Here is a 19251-nt window from a genome sequence, read left to right on the forward strand (position 1 = left end):
GATAGATATTATCTTAATTTAATGTAAATTCTCTTTTTAATTTATCGAGTTTGTTTGAAATACTAGCATTATACTGTATATCACCCACTCTTAAGATGAAACCACCTAAAATGCTTTCATCTATAATATTTTCTACTTCAGCTTCTTTACCTGTAAGTTCTTTGACTTTAACTAACACCTTAGTTTTTAAATCATCTGTTAAAGGTACTGCTGTAGTAACCGTTGCTACTTGCGTTCCTCTTAAATGGTCATATAACTCAGTATAACTAACCGCTACATCATTTAAAAGCGCCAGTCGTTTATTAGAGATTAAAGTATCTATTAGATTAGTTGTCGCAACATTAGTATTTTTAAATACTGATGTTAATACCGCTTTTTTATCTGAAGATCTTACAATAGGACTTTGAAGCATTTGACTTAAATCTTCACTCTGAGCAAGTGTATTTGTGATTAATTTCATATCACTATTAACTACTTCAGTAGATTTTTGATCTTTTGCTAAGCTTAATACTGCTTTTGCGTATCTAATTGCTGCTCTTGATCCTGCCATTTATCTTAATTTAAAGTTGCTTCACCTAACATTCCCTCAACCAATTTTAACTGCTTGTCTTTGTTAGATAATTCTTCACGTACTACTTTTTCTGCAATTTCAATAGATAAACCTGCAACATGGTTTTTTAATTCTGCCATAGCTGCTTTCTTTTCACTTTCAATTGCAACTTGTGCTTGCTCTATCATTTTACTTGCTTGTGATTGAGCCTCATCCTTAGCATCAGCAATCAATTTTGCTTTCATCTCACGTGCATCTTTAAGCATAGCTTCACGTTCAGCACGTGCTTCTTGTAAAATACGTTCATTATCTGCTTGAAGATTTTCCATTTCTTGACGCGCTTTTTCAGCAGAAGCTAAAGCATCTTTAATGCCTTCTTCTCTTTCACTTACTGCGCCTAAAATTGGATTCCAAGCAAACTTTCTTAATATAAATAGTAGGACTAAAAATGTTATTAAAGTCCAAAAAACAAGTCCAAATTCTGGTGTAATTAAATCCATTGTATTCTATTTAAATAACTTAAATTTTAAAAATACAGAAGCAACCAACCGTTACTTCTGTATTTTACTTTTTACCCTTGTAAGAAAGCAACAACAACACCAAATAGTGCTACCGCTTCCACGAAGGCTGCTAAAATTAATGCAGATGTTTGAATCTTTCCGTGCATCTCAGGTTGACGTGCCATAGCTTCCATAGCTGACCCACCAATTCTTCCGATACCCATACCAGCTCCAATAGCTGCTAATCCAGCTCCAATAGCTGCAATTCCTGTAATAGTCATAATATAAAATTTAAATTAATGATGTGCTTCTTCAGTTGCCATACCAAAATATAAGGCTGACAAAATTGTAAATATATATGCTTGTATTGCTGTAACAACAATTTCAATAACCGTTATAAATAATGAGAAAACCACAGACACAGGTGCCATAGCTTCAGTCTTAAACACAAAGATTAAAGACATTAATGCCAAAATAATAACGTGACCTGCAGTAATGTTTGCAAATAAACGAATCATAAGAGATATTGGTTTAACAAACATTCCAATAATCTCTATAGGCATTAAAAATATTTTCATTGGTACAGGCACGCCTGGCATCCAGAAAATGTGTTGCCAATAATGCTTATTACCACTAAATGTTGTAATTATAAAAGTGATAGCTGCCAAAGTAAATGTAAAGGCAATGTTACCACTTACATTAGCACCGTTTAGAATCGGAATCAACCCAAAAATATTATTGATCCATATAAAGAAAAATATGGTTAATAAATATGGCATGTATTTTTTGTACTTATGTTCACCAATCATAGGTTTTGCTATTTCGTCTCTAACAAAAACTATTAACGGTTCAACAAAACTTGCAATACCAGATGGCACATAATCAACAGATTTTTTATATCTGCGAGCTGCTGAAAGGAAAATCAATAATAAAACTGCAATTGACACCCACATCATAAACACGTTTCTGGTAATTGATAAATCAAATTTTGGTCTATGAGCATTCGTTGGGTGACCCTCTGCATCAAAAGAAACTTCTGAAGCGCCTTCATCCAATACATAAACCTTCTCATGAACATTTGCGAAACGCTGTCCATTTCTTTCTACAATCTCGTGACCATGATAATCATGGTGAAACGCAGATGATGAAAATGTTGTTAAACCTTTGTCTGTGTATACTATAACAGGAAGTGGGATTGTAATGTGGGATTCGTTCTCTTCGCCCTGATTAAGGGTTGCTATGTGCATTCCGTATGCATCCTTTACGTGATGCAAAATCATTTCTTTTGGGTCGAATTTTTCGTCGTCTCCTCCTTCTTTAGAGTCGTTAGCAAAACCAACTAAACTCACTGATAAAAATAGGATGGTTAGTGCTAAACGTTTAAAGGTGCTTAATGTCATTCTCTACGGCTTTAAAATACCTTGTTTTAAATTCGCTGCAAATGTACACACATTATATGAATTGACAAACATTATTTTAGCCTTAATTTCTAAAGTTTTTTATCAATAAAACCTAAGGGTTTGTCTTAAGTCTGAAAAAAGAAAAATTAAGACTTTTGCAAGAATCTCGTCAAAGCGAAAACTTCAAAGAACAGATATAAAAAGTATGGTATAAAAAAGTTGAAAACATCAGGTTGTTTGTTTTCAAATTCTGAAAGTAATAACGGCAGCAAAAATAGGATTGCCAAGAACATTTTTAGAAAAGTCATAACCATAAACAAATTAAAAACATCCTTTTTACCAGTTGAAAATCTATAATTAATTACAGAATATAGTATGAGTGTAATAAACACATGGAATGCATAGATCTGCCAAACCGGGAAAAAGAAGGTGATATCCTTTGCGAAATGGTAAACTAAATAACTATGCATTGCAAACAGAACCGCAGTTACACCAATTAATTGAAGCAAAAACACTATCTGCCTTTTTTTAAATTGTCCCATAATAATTTAATGGTTATTTGTTTGAGGATGCAATAATACGCCTTATTACATAAACAATAGACAAAATAACTCCTGCTAAAGTTAGACCTAAAGTATAAAGGTCTTTTTCATTGGGATAAGCTTCATCTAGCTTAATACCTGCAAAAGTTCCGACGCCAATTATTGCCATCATTTGTATGACTAAGCCAGATAATCGAGCGTAAGTATTAAGCTTGTCTTTCTGGTCTTTGGGTTGTTTGTGTTTGTTTTGGTTTGATTGGCTCATTTGATAACGCTTTAACTGTGCCTTTCATGCTACATGTTGCATTAAATGTTGCTCCTGGTTCTACAGCAAGCTTACCTGTATGCACTTCTCCTTCAATATGAGCTGTAGATTTTAATGATAAGGTACCTGATAATATAAGTTTGCCAGAAAATTTGCCTTCGAAATCAGCATTTTCGCCTTGCAATGTACCTTTTACATATCCTGACTTTCCAACAACAACTTTTCCGGAAGTTTTCACGTTGCCATCTACTGTACCATCAATTCTAAAAGGACCCTGACTTGTAATATCTCCTACAATTTTGGTCCCATGTGCTATAATATTTTGTTGTGTATTTGTTTCCATAGGTATATGCTTTTTAGATTTCTTAGTTTCTGGAGAAAACATAATTGTCTGTGTTTATTGTTGTTCTAAATAAGTGTTTAAATTTTTGTGTCGTTGAACAATAGCATAGTTTGGAGAAGAAATAGAAAAGAACGGTCTGGTAATTTTTGGAGGGATAGGTCTGCCTCTTTTATCCTTTTCTTCTGTCTTAAGTAATTCGGCAAAGCCTCGTGCGCCAGAAATACTTTTTAAGCCATGCACTACTACAAATGTAGTGTTTTCATCGTATACATCCCTAGAGGTTGTTAAATCAAAGTATTTCACCTTGGCAACTTCCTCGTTCAATAACTTTATAAAAGCATCTACATCTTCACCAGAATCTATATTAAATTGATAAATGACATTAAAGTTTTTAGCAACATCATCTGCAACAAATTCTTTTTTTGCTAAAACAGGTATGGCATTATCCATAATTTCTTGAGCCTTTTTACCTTCTTCAGTATTAGCATAAGTCAAAGCTATAAAGTTGATTGCTTCTTTATATGCTTCAAAACCATTAAGCCTTCCTGTAGCCGACGCCTTAAGTATTTCAAATTTTGGAACAATGTTATCACCTTCAAACTTTTTTATATTTTCATCTGCAGCGGTAATTACCTCGGCGTAACTTTGCTCATTGAATCTTTTATACAAATTCGTATAAATTGCTTCAGGACTGTTTTCGTCTTTTGCTAATTGAGACTGGGGATTCAATATAATTTCCGTATATCTTGAGTCTGGATAGTTTTCTACAATATCTGCCTTCATAGTTTCAGCCTTGCGATTTAATCCAAGTTCTTCATAGATGCGAAACAGATTGTATTTTGAAGGTAATATTAAGCGTTCTTCAGGATTGTTCTTCAATAAGGTCTCATACCGAGACTTTGCCAAGCCAAGTTCTTTAAATTTTTCTTTGTAAATAACACCCAATTGATAATACGCGTAATTTCTTTCTTTCGCTATACTATCTATTTCTATTTGTTGCGTAGGTAATTGAGCAATATAAAAATCTGGAGATAACTCCTCTTCGGTACCTTCAGATGCAACAACTTCATCTTTTTCAGTGTTTTCAATTTTTCTACGCTGGTCTGATAATCTCCAATTATCTTGTAATTGTCTATCTCCCCATAGGTTTAAAAATTCATTTTTTCCATAGGCAACCGTTGTTGGATTATAGAAATAAAAACTACTCGCATTATTTCCGAAATTTCCTGGTAAGGCACCTGGATTCATATTTGAACCAGGTCTCTTGTTTGGGTTGTTATTAGCAACTTGAGTGTTGTTACTAACATTAGATTGCCTTTGTGATTGCTCTTTTTGTAATTTCTCTTCCTCCTCAGCTTTAGCCTTTAGTATTTCTATATATTCTGCATAAAAGGCAATTTGGTCTTCCTTTGACAAACTTATAATGTTTAAAATACTATCATTGGCTTCCGAAATACCTTCGTAATAAATAACATCATCCAAATTTTCCCTTTTGCGCTTTAAGATTCTATATTCTTTAGTCTTTGGCTCCATTGCCGTCAATGTACTATCGTAATATGCGCCAGCTGTTTTATAGCTATTACGATCAAAATACATGTTGCCTAGAGTTTCATAATTCAATGCCTTTAAGTATTGGTCTGACGTAGTTTTTGTGAGCGACTTATTATAATACGCCTCTGCTAAACTATCTGACATACTCTTGCGGTGAAATTCAGCTATTCTATGGTAAATTTTATCTAAAAAAGGACGATTTTCTCGGTTTTCCTCCAACTCAGTCAAATATTCTTGGAAAGCTATTACATCACCATTGAGTTCGTCAAAGTTTTTGGATTTCTCTAAATGCGCATTTATATAGAAGGCCCTTGGAACTTGGCGATGCATTTCAATAATTTTATCGAACTCCATATTGGCACTGTCCTTTATACCAAATTCATTATAAAGCTGTCCTCTAATGAATAAGAATCGCGCCCTTTCTCTTTTTATCTTGGTGTTTTCAGCTGCAATAGCGAGCTGAATCATTGCGCTATCTTTAGATTTTGTGTTAATATACGCCTGTGCAAGTGTTGCTGTAGCATCTGCCAAATCTTGATCCTCAAGTTGCTCCTCTCTTAATAAGCGTTTCAATTTTTTAATTGCAATTTCGTTGTTATCCAATCGCATATCTGCCTTTTCTCTCCAAATCTTTACTTGATTTATCTTATCGCTTGTTGGATATTTATTAAGAATATTGTTAAACGCTGCTAGGGCTGGAACAAAGCGCTGATCGTAATATCGAGCTTTTCCGAGCAAAAGGTACGCTTCGTCAATTTGATAATTTTTTTCCTTACCGTCTATGTTCATGCCATGAACCTGAACTGCTTTAATCGCTTTCTCTTCTGCTCTTTCGAAATCTGCATTTTTTGTCTGGCCCGGAAGGAAAATGTCATCTTCAATCTTCATCCTTTCTACTGGAAGAAGCTCCCAGAAATTTTCTGAATAGGCATAATTTACAGTCTCAACACCTCGATCTAAAGCCAAGTTGCCATTATATAATACATTGTATTTTGTACCTAAGGCATGGAAATTTCTGTTAATAAACGTATCCTTTTTACGAGAACAACTCTGTGTAATTATCGCAATACAAATGAGAGAGAAAAAGATTTTTAAATAGGTCTTCAACGTTTATTCTATTTGATTAATAGATAACTAAAATCTTGGGTGTTTAGTGTGCTATGTGGTAAAAATAAACATCTTTTTGAATTAATGGTCCTATTTGAAGGTTTTTCGAGCATGCATAACAGAAGGAGATATAAAACTCACCAAAATAATATTAAGCGAATTTTATTCCTCTTCTTGAGACATCTCTAGGTTTCCGGCAAAGTGTACTTCAAGTTCTTTTAATGTCTCTGGATTAGTTTCCAAGTCTTTTATAACTTCTCCTTTCTCTAACACAACAATACGTTCACACACATCTGTAACGTGCATAAGGTCATGACTAGATATTAAAACAGTTACACCCTGCTTTTCAGCTAAATCCTTAAGAATTTGCTTTAACCGTATTTGTGTTGTAGGATCTAAATTGGCAAATGGTTCGTCTAATATTATAACTTCAGGATTTCCTATTAAAGCGGCAACTATACCTGCCTTTTTTTGATTACCCTTACTTAAATCTCTTAGGTACTTCTTCTTTCCTATTATTTCTCCATTAAAGAAATCTTCAAATTTTGATGTTAAAGTATCAATATCTGCCTTATTCTGACCTCTTAGGTCACCAATAAAATAGAAGTACTCTTCTGGGGTTAAATAGCCTATTAAAAAACTTTCATCAATAAAAGATGAGGTATATGGTTTCCAATCTTCACTCTGATCAACAATAATCTCTCCATTAGAAATATTGCCAGTAGTAGGTTTAATTAGATCTAGCAACAAACTGAAATAGGTTGTTTTACCCGCGCCGTTATTACCAACAAGACCAAAACTTTGGCCCTTAGGTATCGTAAGTTCGTCAATTTTAAGAACTGTGGTGCCGTCATATGCTTTTGAAATGTCTTTTGTATATATCATGGTTAATCTGTGTATTAGTTATCTTGACTGAAAGCGTCAATCATTTTATATTTAGAATCTAAGTAGCGTTGTGTAATCATCCTCATTAACTTTTTATGGAAAACAATACCTGCTATACCCAGTAAAATTAATACAGCAATACCTGTTTCAAAACCAACTAGCCAATTTAGTATGGCGAAAATAATCATGGGTAGTAACATTAATGGTAAACCAATAATCCACTGTACTGCACCAGTCCCTTGATAGTTAAATGCAGCTCTTTGATTAAGGTCTATTTTTTTTCTGTTAAAAGACCCGCCATAAAGCATTATATGGGAGTTCACGCCTATATTATATATGGCTGCTGCAAAATGGGCGACAAGAATTTTCCAACCAAAGTATACGTAGGGTATGCTCAATACAAACATTATCCCAACACTTAAAACCATAAGTATAAATTTTGATCTTAAATATTGTTCATATTTAATGTTTTGACTCATTAGCATCTTATAGTAACCACTATCCCAAGCCGGTATAAATTGACCAAAGTTGATAAGAAAAATGCCTGTAACAAATATGCCAATAAATGGATAAAGCCAAACCATTTCTTTATACATGGGCTGTGGGTAAAAAAACAATCCATAAAGTAAGCCAATAACCATTAACCAAACCGATGATTTTGTTCTTTTGTTTCTCCAAATAAGTTTTAAATCTAATTGCATGAATGGAGCTATATCACCAAAGCGTTTTGTCCACGATAAATCAGCTACTTTTACTTCTGTAACTTTGGATTTTAGAGAGCTGTCTAAAAATAATTTGTCTCTTAATAATTTAAAATTGAAGGCATAACAAAGGGCTAAGATTGCTATTGGAACTAAGATTAAAACAGGGTTATTAGCTATGCCCAAAAATGAATCTCCTAACAGGGATGTCATAGAAACAATTCCAAAAGCATCTAATCCATATAATGTGCTAACAAAAAATATTAATGGTAGAAATGAAAATTCTAAATCAGCAGAAAAAGCTTCAATAATAAAGTTTAAAAAATTGCCAATTAACACTACAATTATCATTGTAAACATCCATGCTAAAGCTGTTGATGTAGAGTAGTCATTAACAATTAGCATAATACTAAATGGTATTATGGCGAATAATGGCAAGAAGTTAAAAAACGATAAAGCAGACTTCCCTAAAACATAATGAACCACCGTTGATCTTTTGATAGGTAGCGTTAATAAAGGTTTTACACTCATGACAGGTAGCTTCTGCAAAAAGAAGCGCATTAGTAAGTCTGCCATAATCCAGAAAAAAATAAATCCATTGGCAACAACAAATGGATCTTGATCTGGAAAAACTTTCTTAAGGATTGGTAGAAGCCCAAATCCTAAAATTAAAAAGACAGCTATAAAGTATAGAGCAAAAAACACCATTAAGATGTTAAGTGCTATGTTTTTTTGCCAATAAGATGAGCGAAAATATTGTTTCCACTCTAAATTAATAAAATGCTTAATCATAGCTGTTTGGTTAGTTTTTTCTATTAGTAAACTTAATTGTTAATTTGTTACAAACAAAGATAACTTTAATGTTGGGCTTCATTATTTTTGCAAAAAATTATTGCAATGTCACAATTCCATTCCTTAGAAATAAAATCAGTAAATAAAGTTACAGATAAGTCCGTGGCTATTTCGTTCAAAGTACCTGAAGACTTAAAAGACATCTTTATTTTTGAGGCTGGTCAATATATTACACTTCGTACTAAGATTAACGGTGAAGAAATTAGAAGAGATTATTCAATATGTTCTTCTAAAGGAAGTGGAGATCTCACTGTTGCAGTAAAGGCCGTTGAGGATGGTACGTTTTCTATTTACGCCAATAATAGCTTAAAAGTAGGAGATGTAATTGACGTGGCCACACCAAATGGTCGTTTTGTATTCGAGGCCAATGAAGCTAAGACTAGAACAATTGCAGCTTTTGCCGCTGGAAGTGGAATTACGCCTATTTTGAGTATTGCAAAAACGCTTTTGGAAGATGAGCCTTTCAGTAATTTTATTTTAGTTTATGGCAACAAGTCTTTAAATGATGCCATGTTTACCCAAGACTTGCTTCAACTTAAAGAGAGATATGGTAATCGCTTTCATATTCATTTTATTTACAGTCAGTCACAAGAAGAAGATGCGCTTTTTGGTCGTATTGAAAAAAGTACGGTTAACCTTATCGTAAAAAACAAGTACAAAGACGTAACTGTTGAGAAGTTCTATTTATGTGGTCCTGAACAGATGATTCATACTGTTAAAGATGTATTACTTGAAAATAGCATTAAAGAAAAAAACATATTATTTGAATTATTTACTGCACCAATAGAGTCAAATAGTAAGTCAGATATTTCTATTTCAGGCGTTAGTTCTATGATAAAGGTTATTGTTGATGAAGAAGAGTTTGAGTTTGAAATGTCCAAAAAACAAACAATTCTTGAAGCTACATTAAAAAAGGATATTGATGCACCATACTCGTGCCAAGGTGGTATTTGCAGTAGTTGTATTGCGAGAATTACAGAGGGCCAAACAGAAATGAGGCAGAACAATATTTTAACTGATAGTGAGGTTGCAGAGGGATTAGTCTTAACGTGTCAGGCGCATCCAACTTCTGATTCCGTCATTGTTGATTATGACGATGTTTAATTAACTTTTGAAAATAGTAGATTCTACTTTTTCAAGAATTTTTTCAACTGTTATACTGCCGGCACAATCCTCATAATTCTCAGGATATGTATTACCATAAACCGAAGTTGGTATCAAGGGATACTTTTCTCTATCGGCCAATAACATATTCGAGTCTGGCTGATTAAAAGGTGTAAAACCTGCAAAGGGGTGTGTAACTCCCCAAATCGTTAAAACCTTAATTCCAAACATTGCGGCCAAATGCCCATTACCTGAATCCATTGAGAGCATTGTATCCAAATTTGAAATGAGATTTAATTCCTCTTCAAGTGATAATTTTCCTGCAATAGAAATAACATTTTCGTATTTTTTAGATAAGTCCTCTAATATTATTATTTCATTTTCTCCCCCACCGAAAAGAAAAACTTGATTGTCCTTAGATAAATGCTGAATGACTTTTTCCATCTTATCTAAAGGATACATCTTTCCCTTATGAGCAGCAAATGGTGCTATACCAATTAAAGGGTAATCTTTCTTAATTAGTTTGGTAATTTCTTTTGAAAATTGCGGTTTAAAAGGAAACTTTGGCTGAGATAAATCTATTGTGTAGCCTAATTTTTCAAAAACATCAGCATAGCGTTGATGAGTCTTTTTAAGTTGCTTAAATTCTTTACCTGTGACTAAAGCTTTTTTTTCTGCTCTACCCTTATCTACTTGAACAACTTTCGTACCTATGAAAAAGAATTTAAGAATCTTACTACGCAATACATTGTGTAAATCTGCAACAGCTTCAACTTTTAGGTGTTTTAATTCTTTAGCTAGTTTATATAATCCTAATAAACCTTTATGATTTCCTTTTAAGTCTGTAGAATAAACTTCAACATTATTTAAACCTTCAAACAACGGTTTAAAGAAAGCCCTAGTTAAAACTGTGATTTTTAGTTGTGGGTGTTGCTCAGAGAGTGCTCGTAGAACCGGAACCGTCATTGCCACATCTCCCATAGCCGAAAACCTTATGACGAGTATGTGTTTTGGTTCTGGCATATATGCTTTTAATGCGATTACTTGTCGCTATATTATTTCTGCCCTCTTAACACAGGGTTAAGCTCGTCATCATTGTACATTTTCATTTGTTTATAAACTTTCATGTACTTATCTCCATTAGCAATATCTGCAAGCAAGTCGTTAATAGCTTTACTCAAATCAACACGTTGTTCTAACAATACGTTTAATTTCTTTTCACAAGCTTCTTTATGTGCGTCACTAGCATCTTCTCTTATGGTCTCTAAATGCATGTGATAAATTTTCAAAGCTAAAATTGACAATCTATCAATTGCCCAAGCCGGGCTCTCAGAATTTATTCTAGCATAGGGCTTAACCTCAACATCATTGAACTTATCCAAGAAGTAACTGTCAATGTACTCAACAGTGTCAGTTCTATCTTGGTTAGAAGCATCTATTTTCCGTTTTAATTTTAAAGCTGAAACCGGATCGATATTTGGGTCTCTAATTATATCCTCATATGCCCATTGTACGGTATCAATCCAACATTTTCTGTATAATAAATGTGAAATGACATCTTCATTTTTATTATACTTGTTAATAAATGGCTGATCTACAGTGTTTAAAACTTTATAAGTTTTAATTACATCTTGAAAAATAGCATTAGCTTTATCTGAAAACATATCTGTATAAATATTGAATATGCAAATATAGTTTGAATTATTAACTTAGCCATTACCGAAACAGTCATAAAATGCAAATACATAACCTCTCTAAAACGCCTTCCTTGTTAGATACTTTCATGTCTGAAATAAGAGATAAAAACATCCAAAAAGACAGCATGCGTTTTAGGAGGAATATTGAGCGTATCGGAGAAATTTTAGGGTACGAATTGAGTAAATTCTTGTCATTCTCAGAAAAAAACACAGAAACTCCTTTGGGCACATCAAACACAAAGCAGTATACAAATGATATAGTGCTTTGCTCAATTTTAAGAGCTGGATTACCATTGCATAATGGTTTATTGAACTATTTTGATAATGCCGAAAATGCGTTTATTTCTGCTTACAGAAAGCATATTGACAATACCAATGAATTTGACATTATAATTGAATATCTGACGTGTCCAGATTTAGAAGGAAAAACACTTTTATTAGCAGATCCCATGATCGCTTCAGGCCAATCAATTTATGCAACTTTAGAAGCCCTTAAACCATTCGGAACACCTAAGGAAATTCATTTAATAAGTGTAATTGGTGCTCAACAAGGAGTAGACTATATTAATGAAAAGGTAGGTGATAATATTCATCTATGGATTGCCAACATAGATGATGAGCTAAATAATCAAGGGTATATCATACCTGGTTTAGGTGATGCGGGAGATTTAGCCTTTGGTAGTAAACTACAGAAATAGCCCAATTAAAGCTGTAATAATTAAAATACCTACAAATATCTCTTTAAACCAGTGTTCTGAAATGGCCTCAATATAATTACCCAAAATAATTGAAAATGGTGATAGAAAGAATATAAACTCACTACCGTTTTTTAAGGGTGAGATAATTGCTATTAAAATTGCTATTATAGAAGCCCAAGCAACAATAAAAAAGGATGGTCTCATTTTTTTGTTTTTTTCAGGTAAGGATCTAAAAAAGAAAACGAGAGTCCAAACAAAGGAAGAAAATAGTACAGTTAGCTTTGTGATAAATTCAATACTATTATAGGCCGTATAATCTAAACTCGCATATCTTTCAAAATTTGAAGGCCTGATATAAACATCGTAGGACAAAATATTATAAACCAATAAAAATACCGCCACAGTAGCTATGCCCACAATAGGTATGATTATATTCTTTATGTCGTTTTGAGAATAATAAATAAGTGCCACGATTACTATTGCAAAAAAAAGAATTGACCAAAAATAAAAGAGTGTTGCAAGCGCTATCCAGAACGAAGCATCATACAACTTCTTCTTAATGTTTTTCATAGAGCTTAAGCTAATTATTCTTCTCAATGCAAAAACAATGAAAAGATTGGAGAGTAAAACATCAATATTATTCCAAACCTGAGGGAATATGGCTAGTAAAATTCCAAATGTCATTATTGCATAACTATTGCCTTGAGTAAGATTGTTTTTTGAAACAATGAAATCTACCAAAAAAACAAGAAACACTATGAGTATTAGCTTAGAGAGTGTAAACAAGACACCTTCTATATCAATAAATATTGTATTAAAATTTGTTATTACAAAAACGGTTAGTACAAATGCCAGCACTATAATAAAATTTATAGGCTTAGATTTATTAAAAACTCTTGTAATCATTAACTCTTTTTGTATTTTTGCTTGGTAAATTTAAAAAGTTATGAAGGATTTCTTTTACGGAATAGAAGATTTATTTGTCAATGTACTATTTGCTCCATTTGATGCTCTTAGAGCCTTAGAGCTAGAAAGCTGGTTTTCTGCAAACATAGTATCTTGGATATTTACACTAATTGGATTGGTTGCATTTGTTTATTGGATGATGCAATTAGCAAAATATAATGGAAACAATGAGGAAGATAAAAGTGTTACTGCACACTCTTATCTATAAGTCAAATCCAATATCCTTACGATAATTCATCTTATCAAAACATAAATGGTTTATGCTTTGGTAAGATTTTTTTATTGCTTCTTGATAAGTGTTTCCATATGATGTTACTGCCATAACTCTACCTCCAGAAGTTACAATCTTTCCTTCTTGTTCTTTTGCTCCTGCATGAAAGACTATTGAGTCTTTTACATTTTCTAGACCAAAAATTTCTTTACCTTTTTCGTAGGCTTCAGGATATCCACCAGATACTAACATTACGGTTGTTGCCGCTCTTTCGTCAATTTCTAATTCAATATCTGAAAGGGTCTGCTTTGAAATCGCGTCGAATATCTTAACCAAATCTGTCTTTAACCTTGGCAACACAACTTCTGTCTCCGGATCACCCATTCTCACATTATACTCAATAACTTTTGGTTCATCTCCTACTTTTATTAAGCCAATGAAAATAAATCCTTTGTAAGGGAGGTTGTCTTTAGCCAATCCTTCAACAGTAGGTTTTACAATTCTATCTTCTATTTTACCCAGAAAGTCTTTTGTTGCAAATGGTACAGGTGAAACGGCTCCCATTCCGCCGGTGTTTAAACCGGTATCTCCTTCACCTATGCGCTTATAATCCTTTGCCGTTGGAAGTATTTTATAGTTTTTCCCATCAGTAAGTACAAAACAACTCAATTCTATCCCATCTAGAAATTCTTCAATTACCACTTTAGCGCTTGCTGTACCAAATTTAGCATCAACAAGCATTTTCTTTAGTTCTAATTTTGCCTCATCTAAATCTTTTAGAATTAAAACACCTTTGCCTGCAGCTAAACCGTCAGCTTTTAAAACATAAGGAGGATTCAAAGTCTCTAAGAATTTATAACCTTCTACTACATTATCCTTTGTAAAACTTTGGTATGCAGCGGTGGGTATATTATGTCTCATCATAAATTCTTTGGCAAATTCTTTACTGCCCTCCAATTCTGCTGCATCTTTTTGAGGTCCAATCACACTGACATGTTTTAACTCGACATCATTTAAAAAGAAATCGTGAATACCTTGCACTAATGGATCTTCTGGCCCAACCACCATCAAATTAATATTATGGTCTAATACAGCCATCTTTATGGCTTCGAAATCTGTCACCCCAACATTTAAATTTGTAGCTATTGCTGATGTCCCAGAATTTCCTGGTGCCACAAATAATTTATTGCAATGATCACTCTGAGCTATTTTCCATGCAAATGTGTGCTCTCTTCCGCCTGAACCAAGTACTAAAATATTCATACTGAATTTTTGTTTGGGCAAAAATAATTGGTTTTAAGATTAAAAAACAATTAATTTACATAAACCTTAAATACCTATTAATCGTTTGAGATTATTTGACATTTCGCTTAAATTGAATGGTTTTGAAATTGACAAGGCCAGGAAAGTCTTAGCAAAAATTCAAAACAAATCCGACAAAGATTATCTTAATTATATAGAAAGTCAAAAACGTGAAATACTTTCATATCATTTAGAAAATAATGCATTTTACAAATCATTTGCAAAGGATGTAAATATTGAAGATTGGGAGACTGTTCCTATTATGACCAAACGTCATTTACAACAACCTATTGAGAGGCGACTTTCAAAAGGATTTACGCCTAAAAATATTTATTTAAACAAAACATCTGGAAGTTCTGGAGACCCTTTCATATTTGCTAAAGATAAGTGGTGCCATGCCATGACTTGGTCGCAAATTATGGATAGGTTTTCTTGGTATAATATAGATTTTAATACCTCAAAACAAGCAAGATTCTACGGTATTCCTTTAGATAAAAAAGGCTACTTAAAGGAGCGTATCAAAGATTTCTTTAGTAATAGATATCGATTCTCAGTTTTTGATTTAAGTGACAGTTCGTTTGAGAAAACACTAAACAAGTTTAAAACAACTTCTTTTGACTTTATCAATGGGTATACCAGCCCAATTGTTCAATTTGCAAAATTTTTAAAAAGAAAAGATGTTGTACTGAAGGATTATTGTCCAAGTTTAAGTGTTTGTATAGTTACATCTGAAATGCTTTTTGATCAAGATAAGACACTGATGGAGACGCAATTTGGCGTACCTGTTGTCAACGAGTATGGAGCTTCTGAATTGGATTTGATTGCTTTTGAAAATCCAGATGGCAAATGGATTATTAATTCTGATACTCTTTTTATTGAAATTGTTGACCTCAATGGTAAGATTGTTCCAAAGGGTACTGAAGGCCGTATAGTAATTACATCGTTATATAACAAAGCACATCCTTTTATAAGATATGATATAGGTGATGTAGGGTGTTTATCTGCTGAAAGCTGTAAAAGACATCCCTATTTAGAAAAACTTACGGGAAGAACAAATGATATAATTTTGTTACCAAGTGGCAAAAAAGCAGCGGGTTTGACCTTTTACTATATCACAAAAAGTGTTATTGAGAATGACGGAAATGTTTCGGAATTCATTATTGAACAATTAGCATTAGATCATTTTAAAATAAAATATGTTAGTAAGTCCAAGCTCTCAAATGAAAAGGAAAAATTAATATCAACAGAAATAGAGCGCTATCTCGAGCCAAATCTCCACATTGCTTTTGAAAAAAAAGACAAACTAAAACGCCCAAAGTCTGGTAAACTAAAACAATTTATATCTAGGTTAACTTTTTAATAAGCTTACTTTTTACTAAGAAGTGTTCGTAGAAAAATAGCATCAAATAAAAACAGGACTTGACGAAATTGAATTCCAATCCTTTTCTGTAAACATTGAAATTGTGTTTTATTAGTTCCATTTTATTAGAAGAAAGTGAATTTTCAGATTTACGGTAATATGCAATAGTATCCGAAATACCAACGGCAGGTCTCTCGCTTCTTCTTAGGGCCTCAATCCACAACAACCAATCTTGCCTTTTTTTTAAATCTTTAGTAAATATTTTTCCAAGTCTTTTACAATTATATATACCTGTTAAATTACCGATGTAATTTGCTCGAAGTAACTTTCTGTGAGTTAAAATAGATAATGCGGTCACTTTTATGTTAAGAGATTTACTTTCAGAATTGATCATTTCATAACTTCCAAAACAGACATCTATGTCTTTATCAATTAACATTTTTATTTGAACTTCTAGTTTGGTCATGTGCCAAAGATCATCTGCATCTAAAAAAGCTATATAATCACCTTTTGCCATTTTAGATCCATAGTTTCTAGCTTCTGAGGCACCTTTATTTTCTGAAAATTCGAATAATTTAATTCTAGTGTCTTGGGCTAGGAACTCATTAGCTACTATGCCTGATTTGTCAATTGATGCATCATTAACAAGGAGTAATTCCCAGTTGGTATAAGATTGGTTCAATACACTTTGAATTGTTTCCCCAATTACCTTTTCGCTATTAAATATTGGGGTTACTATAGACACTAATGGTTGCATAATAATTGTATTAATATGCTTTATCATCACCTTTTACCGCATTAATAAAAGTTTGAAATATGATTTTAATATCTAATAACAGAGACCAGTTTTCTATGTAAAAAATATCATATCGAACGCGCCCAATGATATCTTTGTCCGTTTCTACTTCACCTCTAAACCCACTGGTTTGTGCTAGACCCGTAATTCCCGGTTTTACAAAATGTCTCACCATAAATTTATCTATTTTTTTGGCATACATGTTTGTGTGGCTCACCATATGTGGTCTTGGGCCAACTACTGACATATCCCCAAATAATACATTGAAAAACTGAGGCAACTCATCAATACTGGTTTTTCTAATAAATTTTCCAACCTTGGTTACACGCTGGTCCCCTCTTGTGGCTTGATGTAAATTAGCAACCTTGTTCGGAGTCATAGAGCGAAACTTATAACAATCAAATTCTTTATAATTAAATCCATTTCGAGATTGTTTAAAAAAAACAGGGCCTTTTGATTCTAACTTTATTAAAATAGCAATTAGCGGAGTTAGCCATGATAAAATAAAAACTACAACTATACTGGAAAATATTATATCAAAACCACGTTTTATAATCATATTAAAATGATCCTCTAAAGGAATTGTTCTAAGGGTTAGTATTGGTATATAGTCATAATATTCATACTTCAGCCTTTTAGAATAAATTTCTTTACTGTCTGGAATAAATTTTAATATTTTTAAATTATTATCGGCGAAATCCACTATGTCCGCAATTTGGTCATTTGTCAATTCCGAAATGGAGCAATAAATCTCATCAATTCCTTGATCTAAGATATATTGAAAACACTCGTTTATTAAATTTTGGTTTCTTTTAAAATCAAAGGTTTTTTGGTGAGAATAACCATATTCTTGTTTCTTATTGAAAAAATTCTCTAGGGCAAGAGTTTTTTTATTAAATCCAATTATTACCGTTTTTCTATAGTTTCCTCCAAAAGAGATTCGATAGCGCTGCAATAAATAATAAATAGTGAGCTTTACAATTGTTATTAGTGCAAAGCACAAAAGAGTATACTTAACAATTGGCCTGGGATAAATTTTAAATTCATGATAAAGTCCAGAAAATGCAAAAACAAATAGTAGGTATAATATTAATTGTTTTACGATTAAAGCCAAAATGTTTATAGGTCTTGTATATCGATATACTTCATAAAACTTTGAATAAATTGATAGAATTATCCACCCGATAGACACAAAAGCAATAAATATAAAAGGATCTCTTTCTATATGTAAATAAAACAACCCAACTAGATTAATTATAATTAAATCTAATAGGTATGAAATAGGTCTTAAAAACCCTGAATATCTTCCGTGATTAAATAGACTCAAATTGTGGCCTTGTTTTTATAATTCTTGTTTTGTTAGAGTGTTTTATGCAAATTTTTATTTTCTCCTTGATTCGATTTTTGAAACTTCACTTTGAAAAATAACGTATTAAATATTACAAACAAAAAAACTCCCCTATGAACCCATAAAAATGATTCTGTTATAAAAACCGTAAACATAATAAAATAAAAAGTAAACATAAAAAAGGAACTTACGCTCATTGCTTTTTTAAAACCAAAAAATAGAATGCCCAAAAGAATTAATAAGCCAATTATTCCCAGTTCAGACAAGGCCTGAGCGTACATATTATGATAATTATAACTATGGTATCCATAATATGTGTTAAATGTTAAATGTCTTTGTTTTAAATTTTCTCTAGAACTGAATAGGCCAAAACCTTTCCAAAAAATATTATCTTCTTTTATTTGATCTCTTAAATTTCTTAATTGAAGTATCCTAATTGATGTTCCGGTCCATGGATAAATTCTATTAAACTTTTCCCTTTTCCAAACCTCCTCAACATTAGATGTTTTCTCAACAACAATACGCTCTAAAATTTTCTTAGAAGTAAAAAAAAACATCATTAGAAGTATTAAAAGCAAACTGATGCCTTTGATTGATTTTAATTTGCCAAATCCAATAAATAATAAAAAATATAAAAGGTTGCAAACTATGAATGTAGCTATAACTGTTTTAGATGAAAGCAACATAATCAGAATTGCCAAAAACAATAGCCCAAGAAAATCGAATTTGGTTTTTTTGATTTTAGTTAAAAGAAAGAAATAACTTATAAAGTAAAATACAGAAACATAAATTGCATTTAAATCAAGAGTCTGTACTAGGTCATGGTAGGTGAAGACTGATAAGGATTTTATGTTTATATAATTATGACTTGCTGTAGCCAAGAAGAACAGACCCAATATTAAATTTGATATAGTAAAACAATTTAATATTATTTTAAATGAACGCTGGGTCATATTTGGTAAAATACTCATAGCAATTGGAACTACCAAAAAGACAGAAAGCCTTCCTAAACCCTTGATAGTATAACCTTTATCAACAGACCAAAAATAAGTCATTGCGCAAAAACAATAAAA

Annotated in this window: 21 protein-coding genes; 4 read left to right on the plus strand and 17 right to left on the minus strand. The window is 32.4% G+C overall.

Annotated features, from left to right (window positions below; genetic code table 11):
* Positions 1-13: 13 nt before the first annotated feature.
* The 10 genes from atpH to ACFWV9_RS03945 all read right to left on the minus strand — a co-directional run bounded on the left by atpH (position 14) and on the right by ACFWV9_RS03945 (position 8636).
* The gene (gene atpH, locus ACFWV9_RS03900) at positions 14-550 is read right to left on the minus strand and encodes an ATP synthase F1 subunit delta (RefSeq protein ID WP_411893930.1); all 537 of its coding nucleotides are present in this window, start codon (positions 548-550) and stop codon (positions 14-16) included.
* Positions 551-555: 5 nt separating this feature from the next.
* Positions 556-1050 (minus strand): F0F1 ATP synthase subunit B, encoded by a 495-nt coding sequence (locus tag ACFWV9_RS03905; protein WP_411893931.1) that lies wholly within the window; start codon positions 1048-1050, stop codon positions 556-558.
* Positions 1051-1121: 71 nt separating this feature from the next.
* Complete coding sequence (gene atpE, locus ACFWV9_RS03910; RefSeq protein ID WP_181855271.1) at positions 1122-1331, minus strand: ATP synthase F0 subunit C; 210 nt, start codon at positions 1329-1331, stop codon at positions 1122-1124.
* 15 nt (positions 1332-1346) lie between these two features.
* A complete protein-coding gene (gene atpB, locus ACFWV9_RS03915; protein ID WP_411893932.1) occupies positions 1347-2450 on the minus strand; it encodes a F0F1 ATP synthase subunit A in 1104 nt (367 codons plus the stop codon).
* 146 nt (positions 2451-2596) lie between these two features.
* Positions 2597-2992 (minus strand): hypothetical protein, encoded by a 396-nt coding sequence (locus ACFWV9_RS03920; protein ID WP_411893933.1) that lies wholly within the window; start codon positions 2990-2992, stop codon positions 2597-2599.
* Between the two features lie 13 nt (positions 2993-3005).
* Entirely contained in the window at positions 3006-3257 is a 252-nt protein-coding gene (locus tag ACFWV9_RS03925; RefSeq protein ID WP_411893934.1) for an AtpZ/AtpI family protein, read from the minus strand.
* Complete coding sequence (locus tag ACFWV9_RS03930; protein WP_411893935.1) at positions 3199-3642, minus strand: bactofilin family protein; 444 nt, start codon at positions 3640-3642, stop codon at positions 3199-3201. The genes ACFWV9_RS03925 and ACFWV9_RS03930 overlap by 59 nt, the downstream gene beginning before the upstream one ends.
* A gap of 12 nt (positions 3643-3654) precedes the next feature.
* The gene (locus ACFWV9_RS03935; protein ID WP_411893936.1) at positions 3655-6258 is read right to left on the minus strand and encodes a tetratricopeptide repeat protein; all 2604 of its coding nucleotides are present in this window, start codon (positions 6256-6258) and stop codon (positions 3655-3657) included.
* 162 nt (positions 6259-6420) lie between these two features.
* Positions 6421-7143, minus strand: coding sequence for an ABC transporter ATP-binding protein (locus tag ACFWV9_RS03940; RefSeq protein WP_411893937.1), 723 nt, complete (start codon positions 7141-7143; stop codon positions 6421-6423).
* 14 nt (positions 7144-7157) lie between these two features.
* On the minus strand, positions 7158-8636 hold the full coding sequence (locus tag ACFWV9_RS03945; RefSeq protein WP_411893938.1) for a DUF5687 family protein: 1479 nt from the start codon (positions 8634-8636) through the stop codon (positions 7158-7160).
* A gap of 105 nt (positions 8637-8741) precedes the next feature.
* On the opposite strand from ACFWV9_RS03945, the gene ACFWV9_RS03950 reads away from it, so the two are divergent.
* On the plus strand, positions 8742-9800 hold the full coding sequence (locus ACFWV9_RS03950; protein ID WP_411893939.1) for a 2Fe-2S iron-sulfur cluster-binding protein: 1059 nt from the start codon (positions 8742-8744) through the stop codon (positions 9798-9800).
* Here ACFWV9_RS03950 and ACFWV9_RS03955 read toward each other — a convergent pair whose 3' ends face one another.
* A complete protein-coding gene (locus ACFWV9_RS03955; RefSeq protein WP_411893940.1) occupies positions 9801-10823 on the minus strand; it encodes a glycosyltransferase family 9 protein in 1023 nt (340 codons plus the stop codon).
* Between the two features lie 32 nt (positions 10824-10855).
* The gene (locus ACFWV9_RS03960; RefSeq protein WP_411893941.1) at positions 10856-11464 is read right to left on the minus strand and encodes a DUF4254 domain-containing protein; all 609 of its coding nucleotides are present in this window, start codon (positions 11462-11464) and stop codon (positions 10856-10858) included.
* A gap of 71 nt (positions 11465-11535) precedes the next feature.
* On the opposite strand from ACFWV9_RS03960, the gene upp reads away from it, so the two are divergent.
* Entirely contained in the window at positions 11536-12195 is a 660-nt protein-coding gene (gene upp, locus ACFWV9_RS03965) for a uracil phosphoribosyltransferase (protein WP_411893942.1), read from the plus strand.
* Here upp and ACFWV9_RS03970 read toward each other — a convergent pair.
* Positions 12184-13101: a DUF6427 family protein gene (locus ACFWV9_RS03970; protein ID WP_411893943.1), complete on the minus strand. Its 918-nt coding sequence runs from the start codon at positions 13099-13101 to the stop codon at positions 12184-12186. The two genes, upp and ACFWV9_RS03970, sit on opposite strands and share 12 nt — an antisense overlap.
* A 40-nt stretch (positions 13102-13141) precedes the next feature.
* Between ACFWV9_RS03970 and ACFWV9_RS03975 the strand changes: the two genes are divergently transcribed.
* Positions 13142-13369, plus strand: a complete 228-nt coding sequence (locus tag ACFWV9_RS03975) for a DUF6341 family protein (RefSeq protein ID WP_411893944.1) — start codon at positions 13142-13144, stop codon at positions 13367-13369.
* On the opposite strand, the gene purD is transcribed toward ACFWV9_RS03975, so the two are convergent.
* Positions 13364-14635 (minus strand): phosphoribosylamine--glycine ligase, encoded by a 1272-nt coding sequence (gene purD / locus ACFWV9_RS03980; RefSeq protein ID WP_411893945.1) that lies wholly within the window; start codon positions 14633-14635, stop codon positions 13364-13366. The two genes, ACFWV9_RS03975 and purD, sit on opposite strands and share 6 nt — an antisense overlap.
* An 85-nt stretch (positions 14636-14720) precedes the next feature.
* Here purD and ACFWV9_RS03985 point away from each other — a divergent pair, with 85 nt between their 5' ends.
* Positions 14721-16034, plus strand: coding sequence for a phenylacetate--CoA ligase family protein (locus tag ACFWV9_RS03985; RefSeq protein ID WP_411893946.1), 1314 nt, complete (start codon positions 14721-14723; stop codon positions 16032-16034).
* Here the strand turns inward: ACFWV9_RS03985 and ACFWV9_RS03990 are convergent.
* The 3 genes from ACFWV9_RS03990 to ACFWV9_RS04000 are packed head-to-tail and all read right to left on the minus strand — an operon-like array spanning position 16018 to position 19233.
* Positions 16018-16791: a glycosyltransferase family 2 protein gene (locus ACFWV9_RS03990; protein WP_411893947.1), complete on the minus strand. Its 774-nt coding sequence runs from the start codon at positions 16789-16791 to the stop codon at positions 16018-16020. The genes ACFWV9_RS03985 and ACFWV9_RS03990 overlap by 17 nt on opposite strands.
* A 10-nt stretch (positions 16792-16801) precedes the next feature.
* Complete coding sequence (locus ACFWV9_RS03995; RefSeq protein WP_411893948.1) at positions 16802-18157, minus strand: undecaprenyl-phosphate glucose phosphotransferase; 1356 nt, start codon at positions 18155-18157, stop codon at positions 16802-16804.
* Between the two features lie 32 nt (positions 18158-18189).
* Positions 18190-19233, minus strand: a complete 1044-nt coding sequence (locus ACFWV9_RS04000; RefSeq protein WP_411893949.1) for an O-antigen ligase family protein — start codon at positions 19231-19233, stop codon at positions 18190-18192.
* Positions 19234-19251: the final 18 nt, after the last annotated feature.

The sequence above is a fragment of the Winogradskyella sp. A2 genome (genome assembly GCF_046762865.1).
Lineage (GTDB): Bacteria > Bacteroidota > Bacteroidia > Flavobacteriales > Flavobacteriaceae > Winogradskyella.

Excerpts from the sequence above, each read along its gene's own strand:
- ACFWV9_RS03975 (WP_411893944.1), top strand. The coding sequence starts at position 13,142 with ATGAAGGATTTCTTTTACGGAATAGAAGATTTATTTGTCAATGTACTA.
- atpB (WP_411893932.1), bottom strand. The coding sequence starts at position 2,450 with ATGACATTAAGCACCTTTAAACGTTTAGCACTAACCATCCTATTTTTA.
- ACFWV9_RS03930 (WP_411893935.1), bottom strand. The coding sequence starts at position 3,642 with ATGTTTTCTCCAGAAACTAAGAAATCTAAAAAGCATATACCTATGGAA.
- ACFWV9_RS03960 (WP_411893941.1), bottom strand. The coding sequence starts at position 11,464 with ATGTTTTCAGATAAAGCTAATGCTATTTTTCAAGATGTAATTAAAACT.
- ACFWV9_RS03945 (WP_411893938.1), bottom strand. The coding sequence starts at position 8,636 with ATGATTAAGCATTTTATTAATTTAGAGTGGAAACAATATTTTCGCTCA.
- atpH (WP_411893930.1), bottom strand. The coding sequence starts at position 550 with ATGGCAGGATCAAGAGCAGCAATTAGATACGCAAAAGCAGTATTAAGC.
- ACFWV9_RS03955 (WP_411893940.1), bottom strand. The coding sequence starts at position 10,823 with ATGCCAGAACCAAAACACATACTCGTCATAAGGTTTTCGGCTATGGGA.
- ACFWV9_RS03950 (WP_411893939.1), top strand. The coding sequence starts at position 8,742 with ATGTCACAATTCCATTCCTTAGAAATAAAATCAGTAAATAAAGTTACA.
- ACFWV9_RS03990 (WP_411893947.1), bottom strand. The coding sequence starts at position 16,791 with ATGCAACCATTAGTGTCTATAGTAACCCCAATATTTAATAGCGAAAAG.
- ACFWV9_RS03970 (WP_411893943.1), bottom strand. The coding sequence starts at position 13,101 with ATGATTACAAGAGTTTTTAATAAATCTAAGCCTATAAATTTTATTATA.
- ACFWV9_RS04000 (WP_411893949.1), bottom strand. The coding sequence starts at position 19,233 with ATGACTTATTTTTGGTCTGTTGATAAAGGTTATACTATCAAGGGTTTA.
- atpE (WP_181855271.1), bottom strand. The coding sequence starts at position 1,331 with ATGACTATTACAGGAATTGCAGCTATTGGAGCTGGATTAGCAGCTATT.
- upp (WP_411893942.1), top strand. The coding sequence starts at position 11,536 with ATGCAAATACATAACCTCTCTAAAACGCCTTCCTTGTTAGATACTTTC.
- ACFWV9_RS03940 (WP_411893937.1), bottom strand. The coding sequence starts at position 7,143 with ATGATATATACAAAAGACATTTCAAAAGCATATGACGGCACCACAGTT.
- ACFWV9_RS03905 (WP_411893931.1), bottom strand. The coding sequence starts at position 1,050 with ATGGATTTAATTACACCAGAATTTGGACTTGTTTTTTGGACTTTAATA.
- ACFWV9_RS03925 (WP_411893934.1), bottom strand. The coding sequence starts at position 3,257 with ATGAGCCAATCAAACCAAAACAAACACAAACAACCCAAAGACCAGAAA.
- ACFWV9_RS03920 (WP_411893933.1), bottom strand. The coding sequence starts at position 2,992 with ATGGGACAATTTAAAAAAAGGCAGATAGTGTTTTTGCTTCAATTAATT.
- purD (WP_411893945.1), bottom strand. The coding sequence starts at position 14,635 with ATGAATATTTTAGTACTTGGTTCAGGCGGAAGAGAGCACACATTTGCA.